At 69.8% G+C, this 16,878-nt stretch carries 17 protein-coding genes; 9 read left to right on the top strand and 8 right to left on the bottom strand.

All coding sequences use genetic code 11. The features are described from left to right. Positions 1 to 40 precede the first annotated feature (40 nt). The 4 genes from dusB to ERL55_RS03275 form a co-directional block, all read right to left on the bottom strand. Positions 41 to 1,054: a tRNA dihydrouridine synthase DusB gene (gene dusB / locus ERL55_RS03260; protein WP_129135155.1), complete on the bottom strand. Its 1,014-nt coding sequence runs from the start codon at positions 1,052 to 1,054 to the stop codon at positions 41 to 43. A 46-nt stretch (positions 1,055 to 1,100) separates the two neighbouring features. Next, positions 1,101 to 2,063, bottom strand: coding sequence for a ribokinase (locus ERL55_RS03265; RefSeq protein ID WP_129135156.1), 963 nt, complete (start codon positions 2,061 to 2,063; stop codon positions 1,101 to 1,103). A gap of 7 nt (positions 2,064 to 2,070) precedes the next feature. Then, positions 2,071 to 3,366, bottom strand: coding sequence for a nucleoside transporter C-terminal domain-containing protein (locus ERL55_RS03270; RefSeq protein WP_129135157.1), 1,296 nt, complete (start codon positions 3,364 to 3,366; stop codon positions 2,071 to 2,073). Positions 3,367 to 3,465: 99 nt separating this feature from the next. After that, a complete protein-coding gene (locus tag ERL55_RS03275) occupies positions 3,466 to 4,593 on the bottom strand; it encodes a GGDEF domain-containing protein (protein WP_206733357.1) in 1,128 nt (375 codons plus the stop codon). 90 nt (positions 4,594 to 4,683) lie between these two features. Between ERL55_RS03275 and ERL55_RS03280 the strand changes: the two genes are divergently transcribed. Continuing rightward, positions 4,684 to 5,655 (top strand): aldo/keto reductase, encoded by a 972-nt coding sequence (locus tag ERL55_RS03280; protein ID WP_129135159.1) that lies wholly within the window; start codon positions 4,684 to 4,686, stop codon positions 5,653 to 5,655. A 100-nt stretch (positions 5,656 to 5,755) separates the two neighbouring features. Continuing rightward, positions 5,756 to 5,965 carry a hemin uptake protein HemP gene (locus tag ERL55_RS03285; protein WP_129135160.1) on the top strand — a complete coding sequence of 70 codons (210 nt, stop codon included), beginning with the start codon at positions 5,756 to 5,758 and terminating at the stop codon, positions 5,963 to 5,965. Between the two features lie 2 nt (positions 5,966 to 5,967). On the opposite strand, the gene ERL55_RS03290 is transcribed toward ERL55_RS03285, so the two are convergent. From ERL55_RS03290 to ERL55_RS03300, 3 genes are read right to left on the bottom strand one after another with little or no spacing between them, the layout of a single operon-like run. After that, a complete protein-coding gene (locus ERL55_RS03290) occupies positions 5,968 to 7,002 on the bottom strand; it encodes a PDZ domain-containing protein (RefSeq protein ID WP_129135161.1) in 1,035 nt (344 codons plus the stop codon). A gap of 32 nt (positions 7,003 to 7,034) precedes the next feature. Beyond that, on the bottom strand, positions 7,035 to 7,565 hold the full coding sequence (locus ERL55_RS03295) for a hypothetical protein (protein ID WP_129135162.1): 531 nt from the start codon (positions 7,563 to 7,565) through the stop codon (positions 7,035 to 7,037). Beyond that, the gene (locus tag ERL55_RS03300; protein ID WP_241685820.1) at positions 7,562 to 8,203 is read right to left on the bottom strand and encodes an RNA polymerase sigma factor; all 642 of its coding nucleotides are present in this window, start codon (positions 8,201 to 8,203) and stop codon (positions 7,562 to 7,564) included. Before ERL55_RS03300 ends, ERL55_RS03295 begins: the two co-directional genes overlap by 4 nt. Positions 8,204 to 8,312: 109 nt before the next feature. Here ERL55_RS03300 and ERL55_RS03305 point away from each other — a divergent pair, with 109 nt between their 5' ends. The 5 genes from ERL55_RS03305 to ERL55_RS03325 all read left to right on the top strand — a co-directional run bounded on the left by ERL55_RS03305 (position 8,313) and on the right by ERL55_RS03325 (position 12,754). After that, the gene (locus ERL55_RS03305; RefSeq protein WP_129135163.1) at positions 8,313 to 9,275 is read left to right on the top strand and encodes an SPFH domain-containing protein; all 963 of its coding nucleotides are present in this window, start codon (positions 8,313 to 8,315) and stop codon (positions 9,273 to 9,275) included. 4 nt (positions 9,276 to 9,279) lie between these two features. Then, positions 9,280 to 9,729, top strand: a complete 450-nt coding sequence (locus ERL55_RS03310) for an NfeD family protein (RefSeq protein ID WP_129135164.1) — start codon at positions 9,280 to 9,282, stop codon at positions 9,727 to 9,729. Between the two features lie 95 nt (positions 9,730 to 9,824). Further along, positions 9,825 to 10,931, top strand: a complete 1,107-nt coding sequence (gcvT, locus tag ERL55_RS03315) for a glycine cleavage system aminomethyltransferase GcvT (RefSeq protein ID WP_129135165.1) — start codon at positions 9,825 to 9,827, stop codon at positions 10,929 to 10,931. 106 nt (positions 10,932 to 11,037) lie between these two features. After that, on the top strand, positions 11,038 to 11,430 hold the full coding sequence (gcvH, locus tag ERL55_RS03320) for a glycine cleavage system protein GcvH (RefSeq protein WP_129135166.1): 393 nt from the start codon (positions 11,038 to 11,040) through the stop codon (positions 11,428 to 11,430). Positions 11,431 to 11,992: 562 nt separating this feature from the next. Next, entirely contained in the window at positions 11,993 to 12,754 is a 762-nt protein-coding gene (locus ERL55_RS03325; protein WP_206733358.1) for a histone H1-like repetitive region-containing protein, read from the top strand. A 73-nt stretch (positions 12,755 to 12,827) separates the two neighbouring features. Here ERL55_RS03325 and ERL55_RS03330 read toward each other — a convergent pair whose 3' ends face one another. After that, entirely contained in the window at positions 12,828 to 14,216 is a 1,389-nt protein-coding gene (locus ERL55_RS03330; protein ID WP_129135167.1) for a serine hydrolase domain-containing protein, read from the bottom strand. An 81-nt stretch (positions 14,217 to 14,297) separates the two neighbouring features. On the opposite strand from ERL55_RS03330, the gene ERL55_RS03335 reads away from it, so the two are divergent. After that, positions 14,298 to 14,900 (top strand): LemA family protein, encoded by a 603-nt coding sequence (locus ERL55_RS03335; RefSeq protein ID WP_206733359.1) that lies wholly within the window; start codon positions 14,298 to 14,300, stop codon positions 14,898 to 14,900. Between the two features lie 26 nt (positions 14,901 to 14,926). Further along, positions 14,927 to 16,810: a M48 family metallopeptidase gene (locus ERL55_RS03340; RefSeq protein WP_129135168.1), complete on the top strand. Its 1,884-nt coding sequence runs from the start codon at positions 14,927 to 14,929 to the stop codon at positions 16,808 to 16,810. Positions 16,811 to 16,878 lie beyond the last annotated feature (68 nt).

A 16,878-nucleotide genomic window follows, 5' to 3' on the forward strand; every position in this document is an offset into this window, starting at 1 on the left:
CGGGCCCGGGCGTGCCATCACCGTGGGCCCACGACGGGGCTCAGGCCGCGTCGGCCCACTCCGGGGCGACGCCCGCGATCAGCGCGTCGAAATAGTCGCGGGTCAGCGCCAGCTGGGCCTGCGCGGTCTCGGCGCGGTTGACCACGGCGCGGAACGCCGCGCGCTGTTCGGCCGAATGCTCCGGGCGGTCCTTCGCATACCAGCCCAGGTGCTTGCGCGCGATGCGCACGCCGCTCTGCTCGCCATAGAAGGCGTGCAGGGCCTCGAGATGGCCGAGCAGCACGTCGCGGACCTCGGCCAGGGTCGGCGGTGGCAGGCGTTCGCCGGTCGCCAGGAAGTGCGCGATCTCGCGGAAGATCCACGGCCGGCCCTGCGCGGCGCGCCCCACCATCACCGCGTCGGCACCGGTATGGCGCAGCACCATGGCCGCCCTGTCGGGCGAATCGATATCACCGTTGGCGATGACCGGGATCGTCAGCTGCGCCCTGATCGCGGCGATGGTGTCGTACTCGGCCTGGCCGCTGTACTGCTGGTCGCGGGTACGGCCGTGGATGGTCAGCGCGGTGATGCCGGCGGCCTCGGCGATGCGCGCGATCACCGGCGCGTTGCGGTTGTCCGCGTCCCAGCCGGTGCGGATCTTCAGGGTGACGGGAACGTCCACCGCGCCGACCACGGCCTCGAGGATGCGGCCGACCAGCGCCTCGTCGCGCATCAGCGCCGAACCCGCCCAGGCGTTGCACACCTTCTTGGCGGGGCAGCCCATGTTGATGTCGATGATCTGCGCGCCGTGCCCGACATTGTGGCGCGCGGCCTCGGCCATCACCGCCGGCTCGGTGCCGGCGATCTGCACCGACACCGGGTCGGGCTCGCCGACGTGGTCCATGCGGTGCAGCGACTTGCGCGTATTCCAGAAGCGCGGATCGCTGGTGGTCATCTCCGACACCGCCAGCCCGGCGCCCAGCCGCTTGCACAGCTGGCGGAACGGCTTGTCGGTGACCCCGGCCATCGGGGCCAGGACCACGCGGGGTTCGATGCGGTGCGGGCCGATCTGCATGGCGGCATTGTAGGCGCTGGTGCCGGCGGGCCGGCCGCCACGGTCGTCAGTCGTCGGCGCGCAGCAGTGGCATCGCCACCGCGGCGCCGGCGCGTTCGGTGGAGGCGGCCGCGTAACGGCTGGCGAAGCGCAGCTGCGCGCTGAAGGCGCGCTGCGGGTGCAGGGCGAGCGCCGCGGCGAGTGCGCCGTTGAAGGCATCGCCCGCGCCGGTGGTGTCGACCACCCGCGCCGGATGTGCCGGCAGCCGCGCATATGGCCGGGCATCGCCGAAGCGCGCCGGGTCGGCATGGGAGACGAAGCAGCCGGCGCCGCCAAGGGTCACCACCACCGTGCCCTGCGGCAGCAGCGCGCGACACAGCGCGTGCAATGCGCCATCGTCGAGGGCCGCCACCGCGTCGTCGTCGATGCGGCCATGGCCATGCGCCGCCAGCAGCGCGGCGAATTCACTCTCGTTGGGCGTCAGCAGGTCGCAGCAGGCCAGCAGTTCCGCGTCCACGACGGCATCCGCCGGCGCCGGATTGAGCATTGCCAGCGCGCCACCGCGGCGCGCCTGTGCGAGCGCGGCGGCGATCGCGTCGCGGGGTGATTCCAGCTGCGCCAGTACCACGGCCGCAGCCGCCAACGCCCCGGCATGGCCTTCGGCAAACGCCGCATCCAGGGTGGCGTTCGCGCCCGGCCCGATCACGATCGAATTGCGGCCGGCGTCATCGGTGTAGATGCCGGCGGTGCCGGTGGGTGCATCGCTTGCGCGTGCCTGCAGGTCGATGCCGTCGGCAGCTGCGAGATCACGGGCGAGGGCACCACCGGCGTCATCACCGAGCGCGCAGACGAAGCGTACGTCCGCACCGGCGCGGCGCGCGGCGACCGCCTGGTTGAAGCCCTTGCCGCCGGGGCCGGTGCTGTAGGCACCGGCCAGCGTCTCACCGGGCCGCGGCAGGCGCGTCGCGCGCCACACATGGTCGACATTGAACGAGCCGACGACGATGACGCCTGCGCGTGCCCCTGCCATGCCGGACTCAGGCGAAGGTGGTCAGCACGCCGGCGATGGTGGCGGTCATCATCGTGGCGATGGTGCCGCCCAGCACCGCGCGCAGTCCGAAGCGGGCGAGGTCCTGGCGACGGTCGGGCGCCAGCCCGCCGATGCCGCCAATCTGGATCGCGATCGAGCTGAAGTTGGCGAAGCCGCACAGCGCATAGGTGGCGATGAGCCGGCCCTGTTCGCTCAGCACCACGCCTTCCACGCGTCCGTTGACGATGTCGGCCAGCTGCAGGTAGGCCACGAACTCATTGATCACCACCTTCTGGCCGATCAGCGAGCCGACCACGCCGGCATCCGCCCACGGCACGCCGATCACCCAGGCGATCGGCGCCAGCACGAAGCCGAAGATGGTGGCGAGGTCGAGCGGGCGGCCCAGCGTGTCCTGCAGGCCGGTGATCTCGCCCAGCCAGGTCAGCGGCGCGTTGATCATCGCGATCAGCGCGATGAAGGCCAGCAGCATCGCGCCGATGTTGAGCGCCAGCCGCAGGCCGTCGCCGGCGCCGGCCGCGGCGGCGTCGATGATGTTGCTGGTGGTCTTCTCCACTTCCATCTTCACGGTGCCGCGGGTCAGCGGCTCGCCGGTTTCCGGGATCAGGATCTTGGCGATCACCAGCGTGGCCGGCGCGGCCATGATCGACGCGGCTAGCAGGTGCTTGGCGTAGAACGCCTGCTCGACCGGGTCACCGCCGCCGAGCATGCCGACATAGGCCGCCAGCACGCCGCCGGCGATATGCGCCATGCCGCCGATCATCATCGTGATCAGTTCGGACTCGGTCATCCGCGAGATGTACGGGCGCACCGTCAGCGGCGCCTCGGTCTGGCCGATGAAGACGCTGGCGCAGACGCTGGTGGTCTCGGCGCCTGACACACGCATCACCTTGGTGATGGCGAGCGCCATCACCCGCACCACCGCCTGCATCACACCGAGGTGGTAGAGCACCGCCATCAGCGAGGCGAAGAAGATGATCGTCGGCAGCACCTGGAAGGCAAAGATGAAGCCGTAGGTGTCGACATCCATCAGGTTGCCGAAGATGAAGCTCGAGCCGGCGTTGACGAAGCCCAGGATCTTCACGAAGCCGTGGCCGAGCCAGTCGAACACCTCGCGACCGCCCGGCACCAGCAGCACCAGCGCGGCAAATGCGATCTGCAGGGCGACACCGGTGCCGACCAGCACCCAGTCGACGCGCCGCTTGTTGTTGGAGAACAGCCAGACGATGCCGAGGAGCACCACCAGTCCGAACAGGCCGAATCCGACCCGTGCCAGTACTTCCATCGAGTGCCCCAGGGCGCCAGCAGACCGCGCAGGTTAGGGGAGGCGGGCGGTCGGGGCAATATCACGGAATCTTCACATTCTCCTGAAGGGCGTATTCATTCAGCAGTCGCGGGCCCACACCCGATCGCCGCCATCGCGCTTGGCCTGCTTGAGGCGCCGGTCGGCGGTGCCGAGCAGGGCCGAGGTGTCGGCGCCGTCCTGTGGCCAGGCCGCCAGCCCGGCGCTGAAGCGCAGGACGACCCCGTCACGGCCGCGGCCGGGCTGGAACGCCTGTTCGGCGAGGGCGCGGCGATGCCCGTCCAGGCGCTCCCAGGCACTGCCGATCGGGCTGCGCAGCAGCAGCACGAATTCCTGCCCGCCGATGCGCGCGGCGTGCTCGCCGTCCTCGAGCAGGGCGGTCAGCCCCGCCGCGAAGTGGCGCAGCGCGCGGTCACCGGCCGGATGCCCGGCCGCTTCGTTGATGCGGCGGAAGCGGTCGAGGTCCAGCAGCGCCACGCTCAGGCTGCGGCCGCTGGCCCGTGCGTCGGCGGCATCGCGCGGCAGGTGCTGCAGCAGCCAGGCCCGGTTGGGCAGACCGGTGAGTGCATCGTGTCCGGCGGCGGTGATCAGCCGCTGGATGCGCCGCACCACCACGGCAGTGATTGCGGTGACGATCGCCAGCAGCACCAGCCGCTGGGCCAGGGTGCCCGGCGACACCACGCCATACGCGTAGGACGCCGGCAACGCATCGCCGGGCGCCATCGCGGTGACCAGCCACCACAGCAGCGCGTACTGGGCGATCGCCAGCGCGCCCGTGTACAGCGCCAGCCGCACGTCGTTGCGCAGCGCGGTCAGCACGATCGCCACCGCGTAGAAGCACCACACCACCATGCTGTTGAGGCCCGCGGCCGGATCGTCGCGCGCGAGCAGCAACAGCACCAGCGAGGTCACGCTGACATCGTGGGTCGCGGTGGCCAGCGGCAGCCAGCGCACCCGGCGTCGCGCAAGCGCCAGCCACAGCTGCGCGCTCGCGTTGATCACCACCGCCGCACCCAGCCCGATCGCCACTTCGCGGCCGTCGCCATCCAGCGCGGCCAGCAGCGGCAGCGACAGCACCAGCAGCGACAGCAGCGCACGCACGCGTGCGGTCAGCAGCTCGCCATCCGCGCCGGTGTCGAGCAGCAGTGCGTCCGGGCGGGCGAACAACCCCGGCGCCCGTCGTCGCCCGGCTTTCGATGCGTCGCCCATGGCCTCCCCGCGCGCTGCCCCGCGCCGAGCATAGCGCCGGGCCGGGGCCGCGGCTCGCTACACTGGAGCACCATCCCCGGAGCGCCCGCGATGCAGTACCGCCGACTCGGCCAGTCAGGCCTGCAGCTGTCCGCGCTGTCGTTCGGTGCCTGGGCCACCTTCGGCAGCCGCATCGGCCGCGGCGAGGCCCGCGAGCTGGTCGCCGCGGCGTGGGACCACGGCATCAACTTCTTCGACAACGCCGAAGGGTATGCCCATGGCGACGCCGAGCGGATCATGGGCGACGTCATTGCCGACCTGCGCCTGCCGCGTGATGGCTACTGCGTCTCCAGCAAGGTGTATTTCGGTTCCGCCGCCGATCCGCGCCCGACCCAGCGCGGGCTGTCGCGCAAGCACGTGCACGACGCCTGCCATGCTGCGCTGCGGCGGCTGCGCGTCGACTATCTCGATCTTTTCTTCTGCCACCGCCCGGACCCGGACACCCCCGTGGCCGAGACCGTGTGGGCGATGGATACGCTGATCCGCCAGGGCAAGGTGCTGTACTGGGGCACTTCGGAATGGCCGGCCGAGCGGGTGATGGAGGCCGCAGATCTCGCGCGCAGGCACCGGCTGCACCCGCCGACGATGGAGCAACCCGAGTACAACCTGCTGCACCGCCGGCGCGTGGAGCTGGAATACGCACCGCTCTACGGCGAACTGGGCCTCGGTGCCACGGTGTGGTCGCCGCTGGGCTCCGGGCTTCTGACCGGCAAGTACAACGACGGTATCGGTGACGACAGCCGCCTCGGCCAGCCCGGCTACGCGTGGCTGCGCGAACTGCTGCTGCAGGACCCGTCGCGGCTGGAGCGTGCGCGCGCCTTCACCGCGCTGGCGGCGGAGCTGGGCGTTGCACCGGCGCCGCTGGCGATCGCCTGGTGCCTGCGCAACCCGCATGTGTCGACCGTGCTGACCGGTGCCAGCCGGGTGTCGCAGCTGCTGGAAAATCTGCAGGCGCTGGATCTGCTCGAGCGCCTCGAGCCGTCGGTGTGGCGGCGGATCGAGGCGGTGACGCAGGAGCGCTGACACCTGCGGGTCCGCCGCTGCTCGCCGGGACGACGCCACACACCTTGACTGGTTAATGAGAATCATTACTGTTGCGGCGTCCCCGCCCCGAGGCAGCAGAATGTCGCTCGATCACTCGCACGACCCTCTCCACGCCGATCCGTCCGCAACCCGCCCGACCTCCTGCACCGCGACGCAGGCAGCGCCGGCACAGGTGCTGGTCGACAGCGCGGGCCTGCTGGCCGGCCAGCGCGAGATCTGCATCCGCCATGGCAACGAGCTCTACCGGCTGCGCCATACCCGCAACGACAAGCTGATCCTGACCAAGTAGCCTCAGGTCGCCTCCGGCGGAGCGGCCGGCGCATTCGGTGGCGCGGGTGGCCGTGGCGGTGCCGGAGGTGCCGGCGGCGCCACCAGCCGCAGCGAGCGCTGCGCTGGGACCGTCACCTGGGCAGTGCCGCTCCTGCGGTCGCGCAGGTAGGTGATCGTCACCCGTTCGCCTTCGTCGCGGTCGCGCAGGCGCTGCATCACGTCGCGCGGGGTGGCGACCGCCTGGTCATCCACGCGCTGGATCACGTCGCCGGCACGCAGGCCGTCGATATTGCCGGTCGACAGCACCAGCACGCCGCGGTCGGTGCCGAAGTAGCGGCCGAGGTCGCCATCCAGCGCCGCGAGGTTGAGTCCGCTCCAGCGCATCGCGGACAGCAGCCGCGGGGTGCCGCAGGCCGTGCCTTCGCAGTCGGCATCGAGCCCGGCCGCTGCCAGCGCACGTTCGACCTCGGCGCCGATCCCGCTGGTGGCGATGCGCACCTGCTCGCCGATGCGCTGCATGTCCACGCCATCGATCCCTTCGCGTACGTTTTCCAGCGTGCGTGCCAGATCGGCGCCCGACAGCACCGCAACCCCGGTTCCCGGGCGCGGGGTGATGTCCACCGACGTGCGGCGCCCGCCGCGCTCGTAGTCCACCCGCACCGGCGTGCCGCCGGCCATCCCGCGCAGCAGTCCGCGTGCGTTGTCCAGGCGCAGCTCGCCATCGCGGCCGAGGATCGAGGTGCCGCCAATGGCGACGATGCGGTCGCCGCTGCGCAGCCCGGCATCGTCGGCCGCGCTGCCGGGGGTGACCGCGGCGATGCGCACGCCCGCATCGGCATCGGGTGCCAGCACCACGCCCAGCACCGGCCGCGTGCGCCGGTGCACGACATGCGCGGCGCTGTCGGTGGACAGCTCCGCGACCCGCGCGGCGGCGCGTTGCAGGTCGGCACGCGCCTGCTCGAGGCTGCGGTTGTCGGTGCCCTGGGCACTGGCGGTACCGGTGGCCAGCGCAACGGCGAGCGCAAGCATGGCGAGGGCGGGGGGGCGGCGGATCATGGTGGTTCTCCAGCAGGCGGTTGGTTGGGAGGTCAGTCGATCTGGACCAGTGCGGTGTCGAAGCGCGAGCCCTGTGCGGCAAGCCACGAGCGTTCGCCTTCGAACTGCACCAGCGCGAGCAGGGTGTCCACGCGCGAGCGCCACAGTTCCTCGCGGGCGCGTGCATCGAGCGTCGGGTCGCGCAGACGGGCGTCGATCGCGGCCAGCCGCAACTCGAGCTCACCGGACATCAGTGCCGCGCTGCCGCTCGCCACGCGGTCGTCGGCCAGCAGCGGCAGCAGCGCCTCGAGGCGGGCGGATTCGTCCTGCAAGGCGGCGACCGCGCTGTCGTCCGCTGGCGCGGTGCCGACAGGTGTATCGGGTGCCAGCCAGCGCAGCGGCAGCGCGACCACCAGCAGCAGCGAGGCCGCGAGCGCGGTCCACACCGGCCAGCGGCGCGGTCGTGATGGCTGCGGCAGGCGTGCGGCGATCGCGTCCCAGCCCTGCGCCGGCGGGCTGGCCAGCGGCAGGCGCGAAAACGCCTCCTGCCAGGTCGCGGGCGGGGGCGTGCGGGGGTCGGTCATGGCGACGCTCCGGTGAGGGTGGGATTGGGGGTATCGAGCAGTTCACGCAGGCGACGGGTGCCGCGCGAGACCTGTGATTTGGAGAAGCTCGGCGTGCGTTCCATCAGCGTGCCGATCTCCTCATGGGTGAAGCCTTCGGCGTGGTACAGCCACAGCACGCTGCGGGTGATCACCGGAAGCCCGGCCAGCGCACGCTGCAGTGCCGCGGCGTCGGCAGCGGCGCTCGGGGGCGGTGTGTCGCCGGCGAGTTCGTGCTCGTCGACATCCAGATGCCCCTCGAAGCGACGCCCGCGGCGCAGGCGCATCAGTGCCTCGTTGACCGCGATCTGCCGCAGCCAGCCCCAGAACGGACTGGCGCCGCGGAAGTCGCCGATGCGGTCGATCATCTTCAGCATGGTGTCCTGCAGCACATCCGCGGCGGTGTCGCGGTCGCCGCAGATGCGCAGCGCCAGCGTGAACGTGGGACGTTCGAACCAGCGATACAGCTGCTCGAACGCCGCCCGTTCGCCGGCTCGCGCGCGCTGCAGCAACGTGCCGGGCACCTCGATCGCGAAGCCGGACGCCGAGGTCGGCGCGGCCGGCGGCGGCCCGGGTGCGGGTGCGGGCGTGGCCTGCAGTGAGTGCATGGTCAGTGGCATCGAAGGGTTAGATGCGGCAGCTGGAGAAAGCGTCGCAACCGCGGACGCCGGGGTCACACCCGACCCCTATACTCCGTCCCCGGGGAACAATCACAGCGAGGAGATACACATGGGAGCGACCGGTTTTCTCACCGCGGTCCTGTTGCTGGCCGGCATCATCGTGCTGTTCAAGACCGTGCGCATGGTGCCGCAGGGCTACGAGTGGACCGTCGAGCGCTTCGGCAAGTACACCCACACGCTCGATCCGGGCCTGCACTTCCTCATCCCGGTGGTCTACGGCGTGGGTCGCAAGGTCAACATGATGGAGCAGGTGCTCGACGTGCCCAGCCAGGACGTCATCACCCGTGACAACGCGGTGGTGCGCGTGGACGGGGTGGTGTTCTTCCAGGTGCTCGATGCGGCCAAGGCCGCCTACGAGGTCGCCAACCTCGAGATCGCCACCATCGCGCTGGTGCAGACCAACATCCGTACCGTGATCGGCTCGATGGACCTGGACGAATCGCTGTCCAACCGCGAGACCATCAACGCGCAGCTGCTCAACGTGGTCGACCAGGCCACCAACCCGTGGGGCATCAAGGTCACCCGCATCGAGATCCGCGACATCCAGCCGCCGCGTGACCTGGTCGACTCGATGGCCCGGCAGATGAAGGCCGAGCGCGAGCGCCGCGCGGTGATCCTGGAGGCGGAGGGCCATCGGCAGTCGGAGATCCTGCGCGCCGAGGGCGACAAGCAGGCGGCGATCCTGCAGGCCGAAGGCCAGAAGGAATCCGCGTTCCGCGAAGCCGAGGCGCGTGAGCGCCTTGCCGAGGCGGAAGCCAAGGCCACGCAGATGGTGTCGGATGCCATCGCCAACGGCGACGTGCAGGCGATCAACTACTTCATCGCTCAGAAGTACGTCGAGGCATTCCGCGAGCTCGCCACCGCGCCCAACCAGAAGTTCGTGCTGATGCCGATGGAAGCCAGTGGCGTGATCGGCTCGATCGGCGGCATTGCCGAGCTCGCGCGCGAAGCGCTCGGCAAGCAGCAGGCCGGTGCGGTGGCGCGCGGCGTGCAGACGCCGCGCGGAGGCTGAGCCCATGCGCTGGGAAGTGGTGGCATGGGCGGCGGTGGCGCTGCTGCTGTTCGCGGCGGAGACACTCGCGCCGGGTGCCTTCATGCTGTGGATGGGCTTCGCCGCGGCCGCGGTGTTCCTCGGCGTGCTGCTGGTGCCGGGCATCGACCTGCTGTGGCAGGTCGTGGCCTTCGTCGTCCTGTGCTTCGTGTCGATCCAGGTCTATCGCACCTGGTTCCGCGGCCGCGGGCGCGTCAGCGACCACCCCACGCTCAACCGCCGTGCGGCCCATCACCTCGGGCGCGTGGTGCCGGTGGAAACCGCGATCGTCGATGGGCGCGGACGCGTCAAGATCGGCGATGCGTTCTGGGTGGTTGCCGGGCCGGACCTGCCCGTCGGCACGCCGGTGCGGGTGACCGGCGCCGACGGGCTGGTGCTGCTGGTCGAGTACGCGGGCCCGGAACACGCCGGGTAAACGACGACGGCGTGCCCCGGGGTCGACCAACGGCCCGGGGCACGGCCGCGACCGGTCTGGGATAATCGGGCTCTTTCGCAGCGAAGGCGCCCCCCATGACCCGCAAGACCATCCTCAACGACAGCCATCGCGCCCTTGGTGCGCGCATGGTGGATTTCGGCGGCTGGGACATGCCGCTCAACTACGGTTCGCAGATCGAGGAGCACCACCAGGTGCGCCGCGATGCCGGCATGTTCGACGTCAGCCACATGACCGTGGTCGACCTGCGCGGCGAGCGCGTGCGCGACTTCCTGCGCCGCCTGCTGGCCAACTCGGTCGACAAGCTGAAGAAGAAGGGCAAGGCGATCTACAGCTGCATGCTCGACGACAACGGCGGCGTGATCGACGACCTCATCGTCTATTACATGGACGACGGCTGGTACCGGCTGGTGGTCAATGCCGGCACCCGCGACAAGGACCTGGCGTGGATCGGCCGCCATGCCGAAGCCTTCGGCGTCGAGGTGGCCGAACGCTCCGAACTTGCGATCATCGCCGTGCAGGGCCCGAACGCCCGCGAGCGCGTGCTCGGTCTCGTCGATACCGCCGACCGCGATGCGCTGGCCGGCCTTGGCCGCTTCGCCGCGATCGACGTGCGCTCCGCGCAGGGCACCGCACTGTTCGTCGCGCGCACCGGGTACACCGGTGAGGACGGATTCGAGATCGTGCTGGAGCAGGGTGGCGCCGTCGCGCTGTGGGATGCATTGCTGGGCGCAGGAGTGAAGCCCGCCGGGCTGGGTGCGCGCGACACGCTGCGCCTGGAAGCCGGGCTGGCGCTGTACGGCCAGGACATGGACGAATCGGTCACCCCGTACGAGGTCGCACTCGGCTGGACGGTCTCGCTCGACGACGGCCGTGACTTCATCGGCCGCGAGCGCCTGGAGCGTCAGAAGGCCGATGGCGATGCGCGTCAGCTGATCGGTCTGGTGATGGACGAGAAGGGCGTGCTGCGCCATGGCCAGCGCGTGCTCAGCGATGCCGGTGACGGCGAGATCCTGTCCGGCACGTTCTCGCCGACCCTGGGCAAGGCGATCGCCTTTGCGCGCGTCCCCGCTGGAGACGCCGGCCAGGTGCGCGTGGACATCCGCGGCCGCGAGGTGGCAGTGCGCACGGTGAAGTTCCCGTTCGTGCGCGATGGCCAGCCGCAGCCGGGCATCCTCAACTGACGCGCGGCTCCTGCACACCCTGGCGTACGACGCGAACGGCCTGCGCGTCGCGCGCCTCCCCGGCTACACTTGGCCGCACTCACCACCCCCTGATTCGGAGCCCGACATGAGCGAGATTCCCGGCGACCTGAAGTTCCTCAAATCCCACGAATGGGCCCGCGTCGAGGGCGACGGCAGGGTCACGGTCGGCATCTCCGACCATGCCCAGGGCCTGCTGGGTGACCTCGTCTATGTGGACCTTCCCAGCGTCGGCGATCGCGTCGAAGCCGGCACCGGTGCCGCCGTGGTCGAGTCGGTCAAGGCCGCCTCCGATGTCTATTCGCCGGTCACCGGCACCGTGGTCGCGGTGAACTCCGATCTCGCCGACAAGCCGGAGACGATCAACGAGGATGCGTTCGGCGAAGGCTGGATCTTCGCGGTGGAAATCGAGGACAGCGAGCAGCTCAACGAACTGCTCGATCCCGACGACTACGCGTCGTTGCTCGATGACGCCGACTGATCGGCGAAAGCACTGGACGCTGCATCGAAACGCCGCCCACGAGGCGGCGTTTTCGTTGCCGCGTTCGACGTGCGTGCGGGCATGCATGACCGCGCAAGCGCGGTTTCTGTTCGCGCAGTTCCGCGCAAAGGTGTCGCTGCAGCGCGCAAGATGCATCCTTTCGCTGAGTTGTTCCGCAATGGCATGACCGGCTGCACGACGACGTTGCCGTTGCCGATCACCGGCATGACGCGCGATGGGCGATGTACGCATGCAATGCGGCGTGCATCCGAAAAGCACTTGAAAACAGCATCGGCCGACAACGTGTCGCGCTCGACGTGCGCTGCGCGCACGCATGTCGGGGACCCGCCGCGCCGGCAGCGTGATGCCCGATGTCGAGAACGCGTGCAGACGTGCGCGGACACATGCAGCGACAGGTGTTGACAGTTAAAAAAAGCGTGATTAGGTTTCGCCGAAACCACGCAACCGCAGGGACGAGTGATCAAGGCCGGGACGACATCGCACGCGACAACGCAGCCTTCCGCCCAGAAACACGACAAGGTGGAACCGGTCCTCGTCTCCCATGCAAAAACAGCACCCCGTTTCGGACACGCCCGCGCCATCCAGGCACGGGCGTTTTCCTGCGGGTGCGTCGGACATCGAATCGGCAGTGCGTGCCGGCCGGGTCGCGACGCAGGTATCCGTTCCGATGCGCGTCGCGCGTCGGCGGTTGGTCGCGGGTCCGATCCCCGCGGCGTTCGCGAACTGGGCACGTAGTACCCGAAGTTCCATTGACGAGGAGAGCCATCCCATGGCCACGAAGAAAGCCACCAAGAAATCGGCAACCAAGAAGACTGCCAAGAAAGCCGCGGCCACCAAGCGCGTGAGCAAGGTTGCCAAGAAGGCAACCGCCCGCAAGGCGGCGGCGAAGAAGACCACCGCGCGCAAGGCTGCAGCCAAGAAGACCACCGCACGCAAGGCCGCAACCAAGAAGACCACGGCCCGCAAGTCGGCAGCCAAGAAGACCACCGCGCGCAAGGCGGCAGCGAAGAAGTCGACGGCCCGCAAGGCCGCGACCGGCCGCAAGTCGACCGCGAAGAAGGCGGCGACCCGCAAGACCGCGAAGAAGGCCGTTGCCAAGCGTCCGGCGGCAAAGAAGGCGACTGCGCGCAAGTCGACGGCGAAGAAGGCCGCGACCCGCAAGACGCCTGCGAAGAAGACCGCGCGCAAGGCAACCGCCAAGAAGGCGGCGCCGCGCAAGGCCGTTGCCAAGAAGATGCCGCGTCGTGCGGCCAAGAAGCCTGCGCCGGTTGCCATCCCGGCAGCACCGGCTCCGCTGATGTAAGCCGCACCCAGAAGGCGGCGTCATCCCGGACCCCTTCCGCTGCCCAGGCGGAGGGGGTTCTTGTTTATGCGGGTCAGTGCGGCCGGGCGTGTGCGCTGGACGCTGCGGCACCTGGTGCGGTGCTGTCGCCGGCGCGGTCGGCGTAGAGCAGGTCGTCGATATCGATATCCAGCCAGCGGTGGTGCTGCAGGCCGAGCGCGCGGTCGATGATGGTGGGCATCAGGCCGGACGGCAGGCTGCTCTCGCTGTTCCACAGCACCACCATGCCGAAGTCGCTCTCCGGCACCATCGCCATCACGCCGCGGTAGCCCTGCACCGCACCGCCATGGAAGACCACGCGATGGCCGGCGTAATCGTAGACGCGCCAGCCGAGCCCGTAGCCGGCGGCATTGAGGCGTTCGCTGCGCCACGATCCCGCGCGGCTGCGCATTTCGCCGGGCGTGCCGACGATCGGCGAATGCAGCGTTGCCAGCAGCGGTGCAGGCAGCACGTCCGGGCGATGGCCGGTATGCGCGATGAGCCACTGCGCCATGTCGCTGATGCTGGCGTTGACGCCTGCGGCGGGCGCCACCCGGTAGTAGGTGGGCTTGGGCATCAGCGATGTCCAGCCGCGGTTGGCGCGCACGTGCGGCTTGGCCCAGCGCGGGCTTGCCTGGATGCCGTCGAGGCCATAGCTGGCATCGTTCATGCCGAGCGGCTTGAACAGGCGCCGTGATACCGCTTCGCTGAAGAACTGCCCGGAGGTCGCGAACACCACGTCGCCGACCAGGCTGAAGGCGACGTTCTGGTAGCCGTAACAGTCGCCCGGCGCGCAGGCCATGTTGGCCGACGACAGCCGCTGCACGAGGGTGGTGTAGTCGGTGCCGGCCTCGATGTCGCGGTCGTAGGTATGGCGCGGCAGGCCGACGCGGTGGCTCAGCACGTCGGCAACGGTGACCTGCTGGGCCGCATTGGGGTCGGCCAAGCGCAGGCCCGGCATGTAGTCGACCACCTTGCTGTCCCAGCGCAGCGCGCCTTCGGACACGAGCACGCCGGCAATGGTGCCGGCGAACGACTTCGACAGCGATGCCAGCCGGAACACGGTGTGTGCATCCACCGGCTCGGCGGCGCGCACGTCGGTGATGCCGTAACCGCGCGCGCTGAGCACGCGGCCGTTGTGGACGATGGCCATGGCCAGCCCGGGCACGCGCTGGTCGGCCACCAGTGCCTGCGCCATCGCCTCGAATTCACGCACATTGAAGGACGCTGGCAGCGGCTTCGCATCCACCGGCGGTGGCCGCTGTTCGGGACGGCCGTCGGTCGGACGCGGGAATACCGGCATCGGCTCCGCCGCGGAAGGCGCAACCTGCGCATGCGTGGGAAGGTCCTGCGCGGTGGTGCCGAGGGCCAGTGGCATCAGCATGCCGACCAGTCCAAGTTGCCATGCGCGTCCCCACCGACGGCGAAGCACCTTGTCTTTCATCGGGTCTGTCCCCTGCGTATGCTTGCTTGCGGGCCGATCATAACGCCTGATTCCTGTCTTGCATGAATAAGGGGAGCTTTGATGGGTAGCATGCTGATCCTGCTGGTAATTGTCGGCCTGGCAATCGTCGTCGCGATGTGGGGCGTGGGCATCTACAACGGCCTCGTCACCGCCCGCAACGCATTCAAGAACGCCTTCGCCCAGATCGACGTGCAGCTGCAGCGTCGCTTCGACCTGATTCCCAACCTCGTCGAGACCGCGAAGGGTTACCTCTCGCACGAGCGGCAGACGCTCGAGGCGGTGGTGGCCGCGCGCGGTGCGGCGATCAATGGCCTGCAGGCGGCGGCGGCCAATCCGGGCGACCCGGCGGCGATGGCCGAACTTGCGCAGACGCAGGGCGCGCTCAATGGGGCGCTCGGGCGGCTGCTTGCGGTGGTGGAGGCCTATCCGGACCTCAAGGCCAGCCAGAACATGATGCAGCTCACCGAGGAGCTGACCAGCACGGAGAACCGCGTCGCCTTCGCACGCCAGGCCTACAACGATGCGGCGATGGCCTACAACAACAGGCGCGAGGTGTTCCCGTCGAGCATCGTCGCCGGCATGTTCCGTTTCGAACCGGCCGCGCTGCTGGAGATCGCCGCCGACCGCGCCGAAGTGCGCGAGGCGCCGAAGGTGCAGTTCTGACCCGCGGGCGCTGACGCAGCGAGCCGATGAACTTCTTCGAGCGGCAGGCGCAGGCACGGCGCAACACCACCCGGCTGGTCGTGCTGTTCGCGCTGGCGGTGCTGTGCATCGTGGTGCTGGTGGACGTGGCGGTGCTGCTGTTCTTCGGCGGCAGTGTAGGCACCCTGGTGGGTGCCAGCATCGTCACCGTGATGATCATCGGCCTGGGCTCGCTGTACCGCATGGCGAGCCTGCGTGCAGGCGGCGAACGCGTGGCCACCCAGCTCGGCGGCGTGGCGGTGCCGGAGGACACCACCGATCCGCAGCTGCGCCGCCTGCGCAACGTGGTCGAGGAAATGGCGATCGCCTCCGGGGTGCCGGTACCGGCCCTGTTCGTGCTCGAGCACGAACAGGGCATCAACGCGTTCGCGGCCGGCTACGCGCCGACCGACGCCGCGGTGGCGGTGACCCGCGGCGCCCTTGAACGCCTCAACCGCGACGAGTTGCAGGGCGTGATCGCCCATGAGTTCAGCCATGTGCTCAATGGCGACATGCGCATCAACATCCGGCTCATGGGCGTGTTGTTCGGCATCCTGATGCTTGGCCTGATCGGCCGCAGGATCCTCATCCATGGCGCCGCCTCGCGCAGCCGCGATGGTGCGTTCGTGCTGGTGATGGCGCTGATCTGCCTGGTCATCGGCTACGCCGGCGTGTTCTTCGGGCGTATGATCAAGGCCGGCGTGAGCCGGTCGCGCGAAGTCCTCGCCGATGCGTCCGCGGTGCAGTTCACCCGCCAGACGCAGGGGCTTGCCGGCGCGTTGAAGAAGATCGGCGGCGTGCAGGAAGGCTCGAAGCTGCAGGAGCGCGCCGATGCCGAGGAGATCAGCCACATGCTGTTCGGCGATGGCGTGGGCTTCGCCGGTCTGTTGGCCACCCATCCTCCGCTGATCAGGCGCATCCAGGCACTGGAGCCCGGCTTCAGCGGCGAACAGCTGGCCGGGCTGCAGGCACGCTGGCTGCGCTCACCGCCCAACGGTCTCGAGGAGGACGTGCAGCTCGGCCTGGCCGCACGCGATGACGGCCCGCTGCCATCTGCCGCGGCCCGGATCGCGGTGACGCCGCCGATGATCGCGGCCCACGTGGCCGAGCCCGCGGACGACGACTGGACACGTGCCGGCGCCATCGTGGCGGCGATCCCCGCTGCCCTGCAGCAGGCCGCGCGACGGCGCGACGAGGTGATGGCGGTGCTGTTCGCGCTGCTGCTGGATGGCGACGAGGCCATCCGCGGGCGCCAGCACGCCGAGATCGCCGCGCGCATGGGCATGCCTGTGGCCGACCTGGCCACCCATCTGCGCGACGGCATGCAGGAACTGCATCCGATGCAGCGGCTGCCGCTGGCGCAGCTGGCCTTCCCGGTGCTGCGCATGCGCCCGCGTCCGGAACTCGCGGTATTCCTCGACGTGGTCGAGGCGATGGTGCACGCCGATCGCCGGGTCTCGCTGTTCGAATACTGCCTCGGGCGGCTGCTGCAGGTGCAGGTCACCGAATCGCTCGACCCGGGCCGCCATGCGCGCTTCGGGCGGCAGCGCGCCGTCAACGTGCGGCAGGAGTTCGCCACCCTGCTGGCGGTGGTGGCGCAGGCCGGGCACCCCGATGACGCCGACGGCGCACGCCGCGCGTATCTCGCCGGCCTGCAGCGCGTGCTGCCGCGCGACCACATGCCCTATGTGCCGCCGGACGACCCGGTGCAGGCACTGGATGCGGTGTGGGATCCCCTCGATCGGCTGGAGCCGGTCGCCAAGCAGATGCTGGTGGAGGCGATCACCGACGCCATCCTGCACGACGGCCGCATCTCGGTGCAGGAGGCCGAGCTGCTGCGCATGGTCTGCGCGGTGCTGCACTGCCCGCTGCCGCCGGTGCTGGATCACTAGCAATCGCCGGGATCACAGCCGTGTGCAGGTGCCGCGTAGGCGCATGTTTCGCAGGCTGCGCCGATTGA

This window comes from Luteimonas sp. YGD11-2 (genome assembly GCF_004118975.1).
Classification (GTDB): Bacteria; Pseudomonadota; Gammaproteobacteria; order Xanthomonadales; family Xanthomonadaceae; genus Luteimonas; species Luteimonas muca.

Coding starts and splice junctions, on each gene's coding strand:
- ERL55_RS03340 (WP_129135168.1), top strand. CDS start 14,927: ATGAACTTCTTCGAGCGGCAGGCGCAGGCACGGCGCAACACCACCCGG.
- ERL55_RS03265 (WP_129135156.1), bottom strand. CDS start 2,063: ATGGCAGGGGCACGCGCAGGCGTCATCGTCGTCGGCTCGTTCAATGTC.
- dusB (WP_129135155.1), bottom strand. CDS start 1,054: ATGCAGATCGGCCCGCACCGCATCGAACCCCGCGTGGTCCTGGCCCCG.
- gcvH (WP_129135166.1), top strand. CDS start 11,038: ATGAGCGAGATTCCCGGCGACCTGAAGTTCCTCAAATCCCACGAATGG.
- ERL55_RS03280 (WP_129135159.1), top strand. CDS start 4,684: ATGCAGTACCGCCGACTCGGCCAGTCAGGCCTGCAGCTGTCCGCGCTG.
- ERL55_RS03310 (WP_129135164.1), top strand. CDS start 9,280: ATGCGCTGGGAAGTGGTGGCATGGGCGGCGGTGGCGCTGCTGCTGTTC.
- gcvT (WP_129135165.1), top strand. CDS start 9,825: ATGACCCGCAAGACCATCCTCAACGACAGCCATCGCGCCCTTGGTGCG.
- ERL55_RS03275 (WP_206733357.1), bottom strand. CDS start 4,593: ATGGGCGACGCATCGAAAGCCGGGCGACGACGGGCGCCGGGGTTGTTC.
- ERL55_RS03335 (WP_206733359.1), top strand. CDS start 14,298: ATGGGTAGCATGCTGATCCTGCTGGTAATTGTCGGCCTGGCAATCGTC.
- ERL55_RS03300 (WP_241685820.1), bottom strand. CDS start 8,203: ATGCCACTGACCATGCACTCACTGCAGGCCACGCCCGCACCCGCACCC.
- ERL55_RS03330 (WP_129135167.1), bottom strand. CDS start 14,216: ATGAAAGACAAGGTGCTTCGCCGTCGGTGGGGACGCGCATGGCAACTT.
- ERL55_RS03290 (WP_129135161.1), bottom strand. CDS start 7,002: ATGATCCGCCGCCCCCCCGCCCTCGCCATGCTTGCGCTCGCCGTTGCG.
- ERL55_RS03295 (WP_129135162.1), bottom strand. CDS start 7,565: ATGACCGACCCCCGCACGCCCCCGCCCGCGACCTGGCAGGAGGCGTTT.
- ERL55_RS03305 (WP_129135163.1), top strand. CDS start 8,313: ATGGGAGCGACCGGTTTTCTCACCGCGGTCCTGTTGCTGGCCGGCATC.
- ERL55_RS03270 (WP_129135157.1), bottom strand. CDS start 3,366: ATGGAAGTACTGGCACGGGTCGGATTCGGCCTGTTCGGACTGGTGGTG.
- ERL55_RS03325 (WP_206733358.1), top strand. CDS start 11,993: ATGCAAAAACAGCACCCCGTTTCGGACACGCCCGCGCCATCCAGGCAC.
- ERL55_RS03285 (WP_129135160.1), top strand. CDS start 5,756: ATGTCGCTCGATCACTCGCACGACCCTCTCCACGCCGATCCGTCCGCA.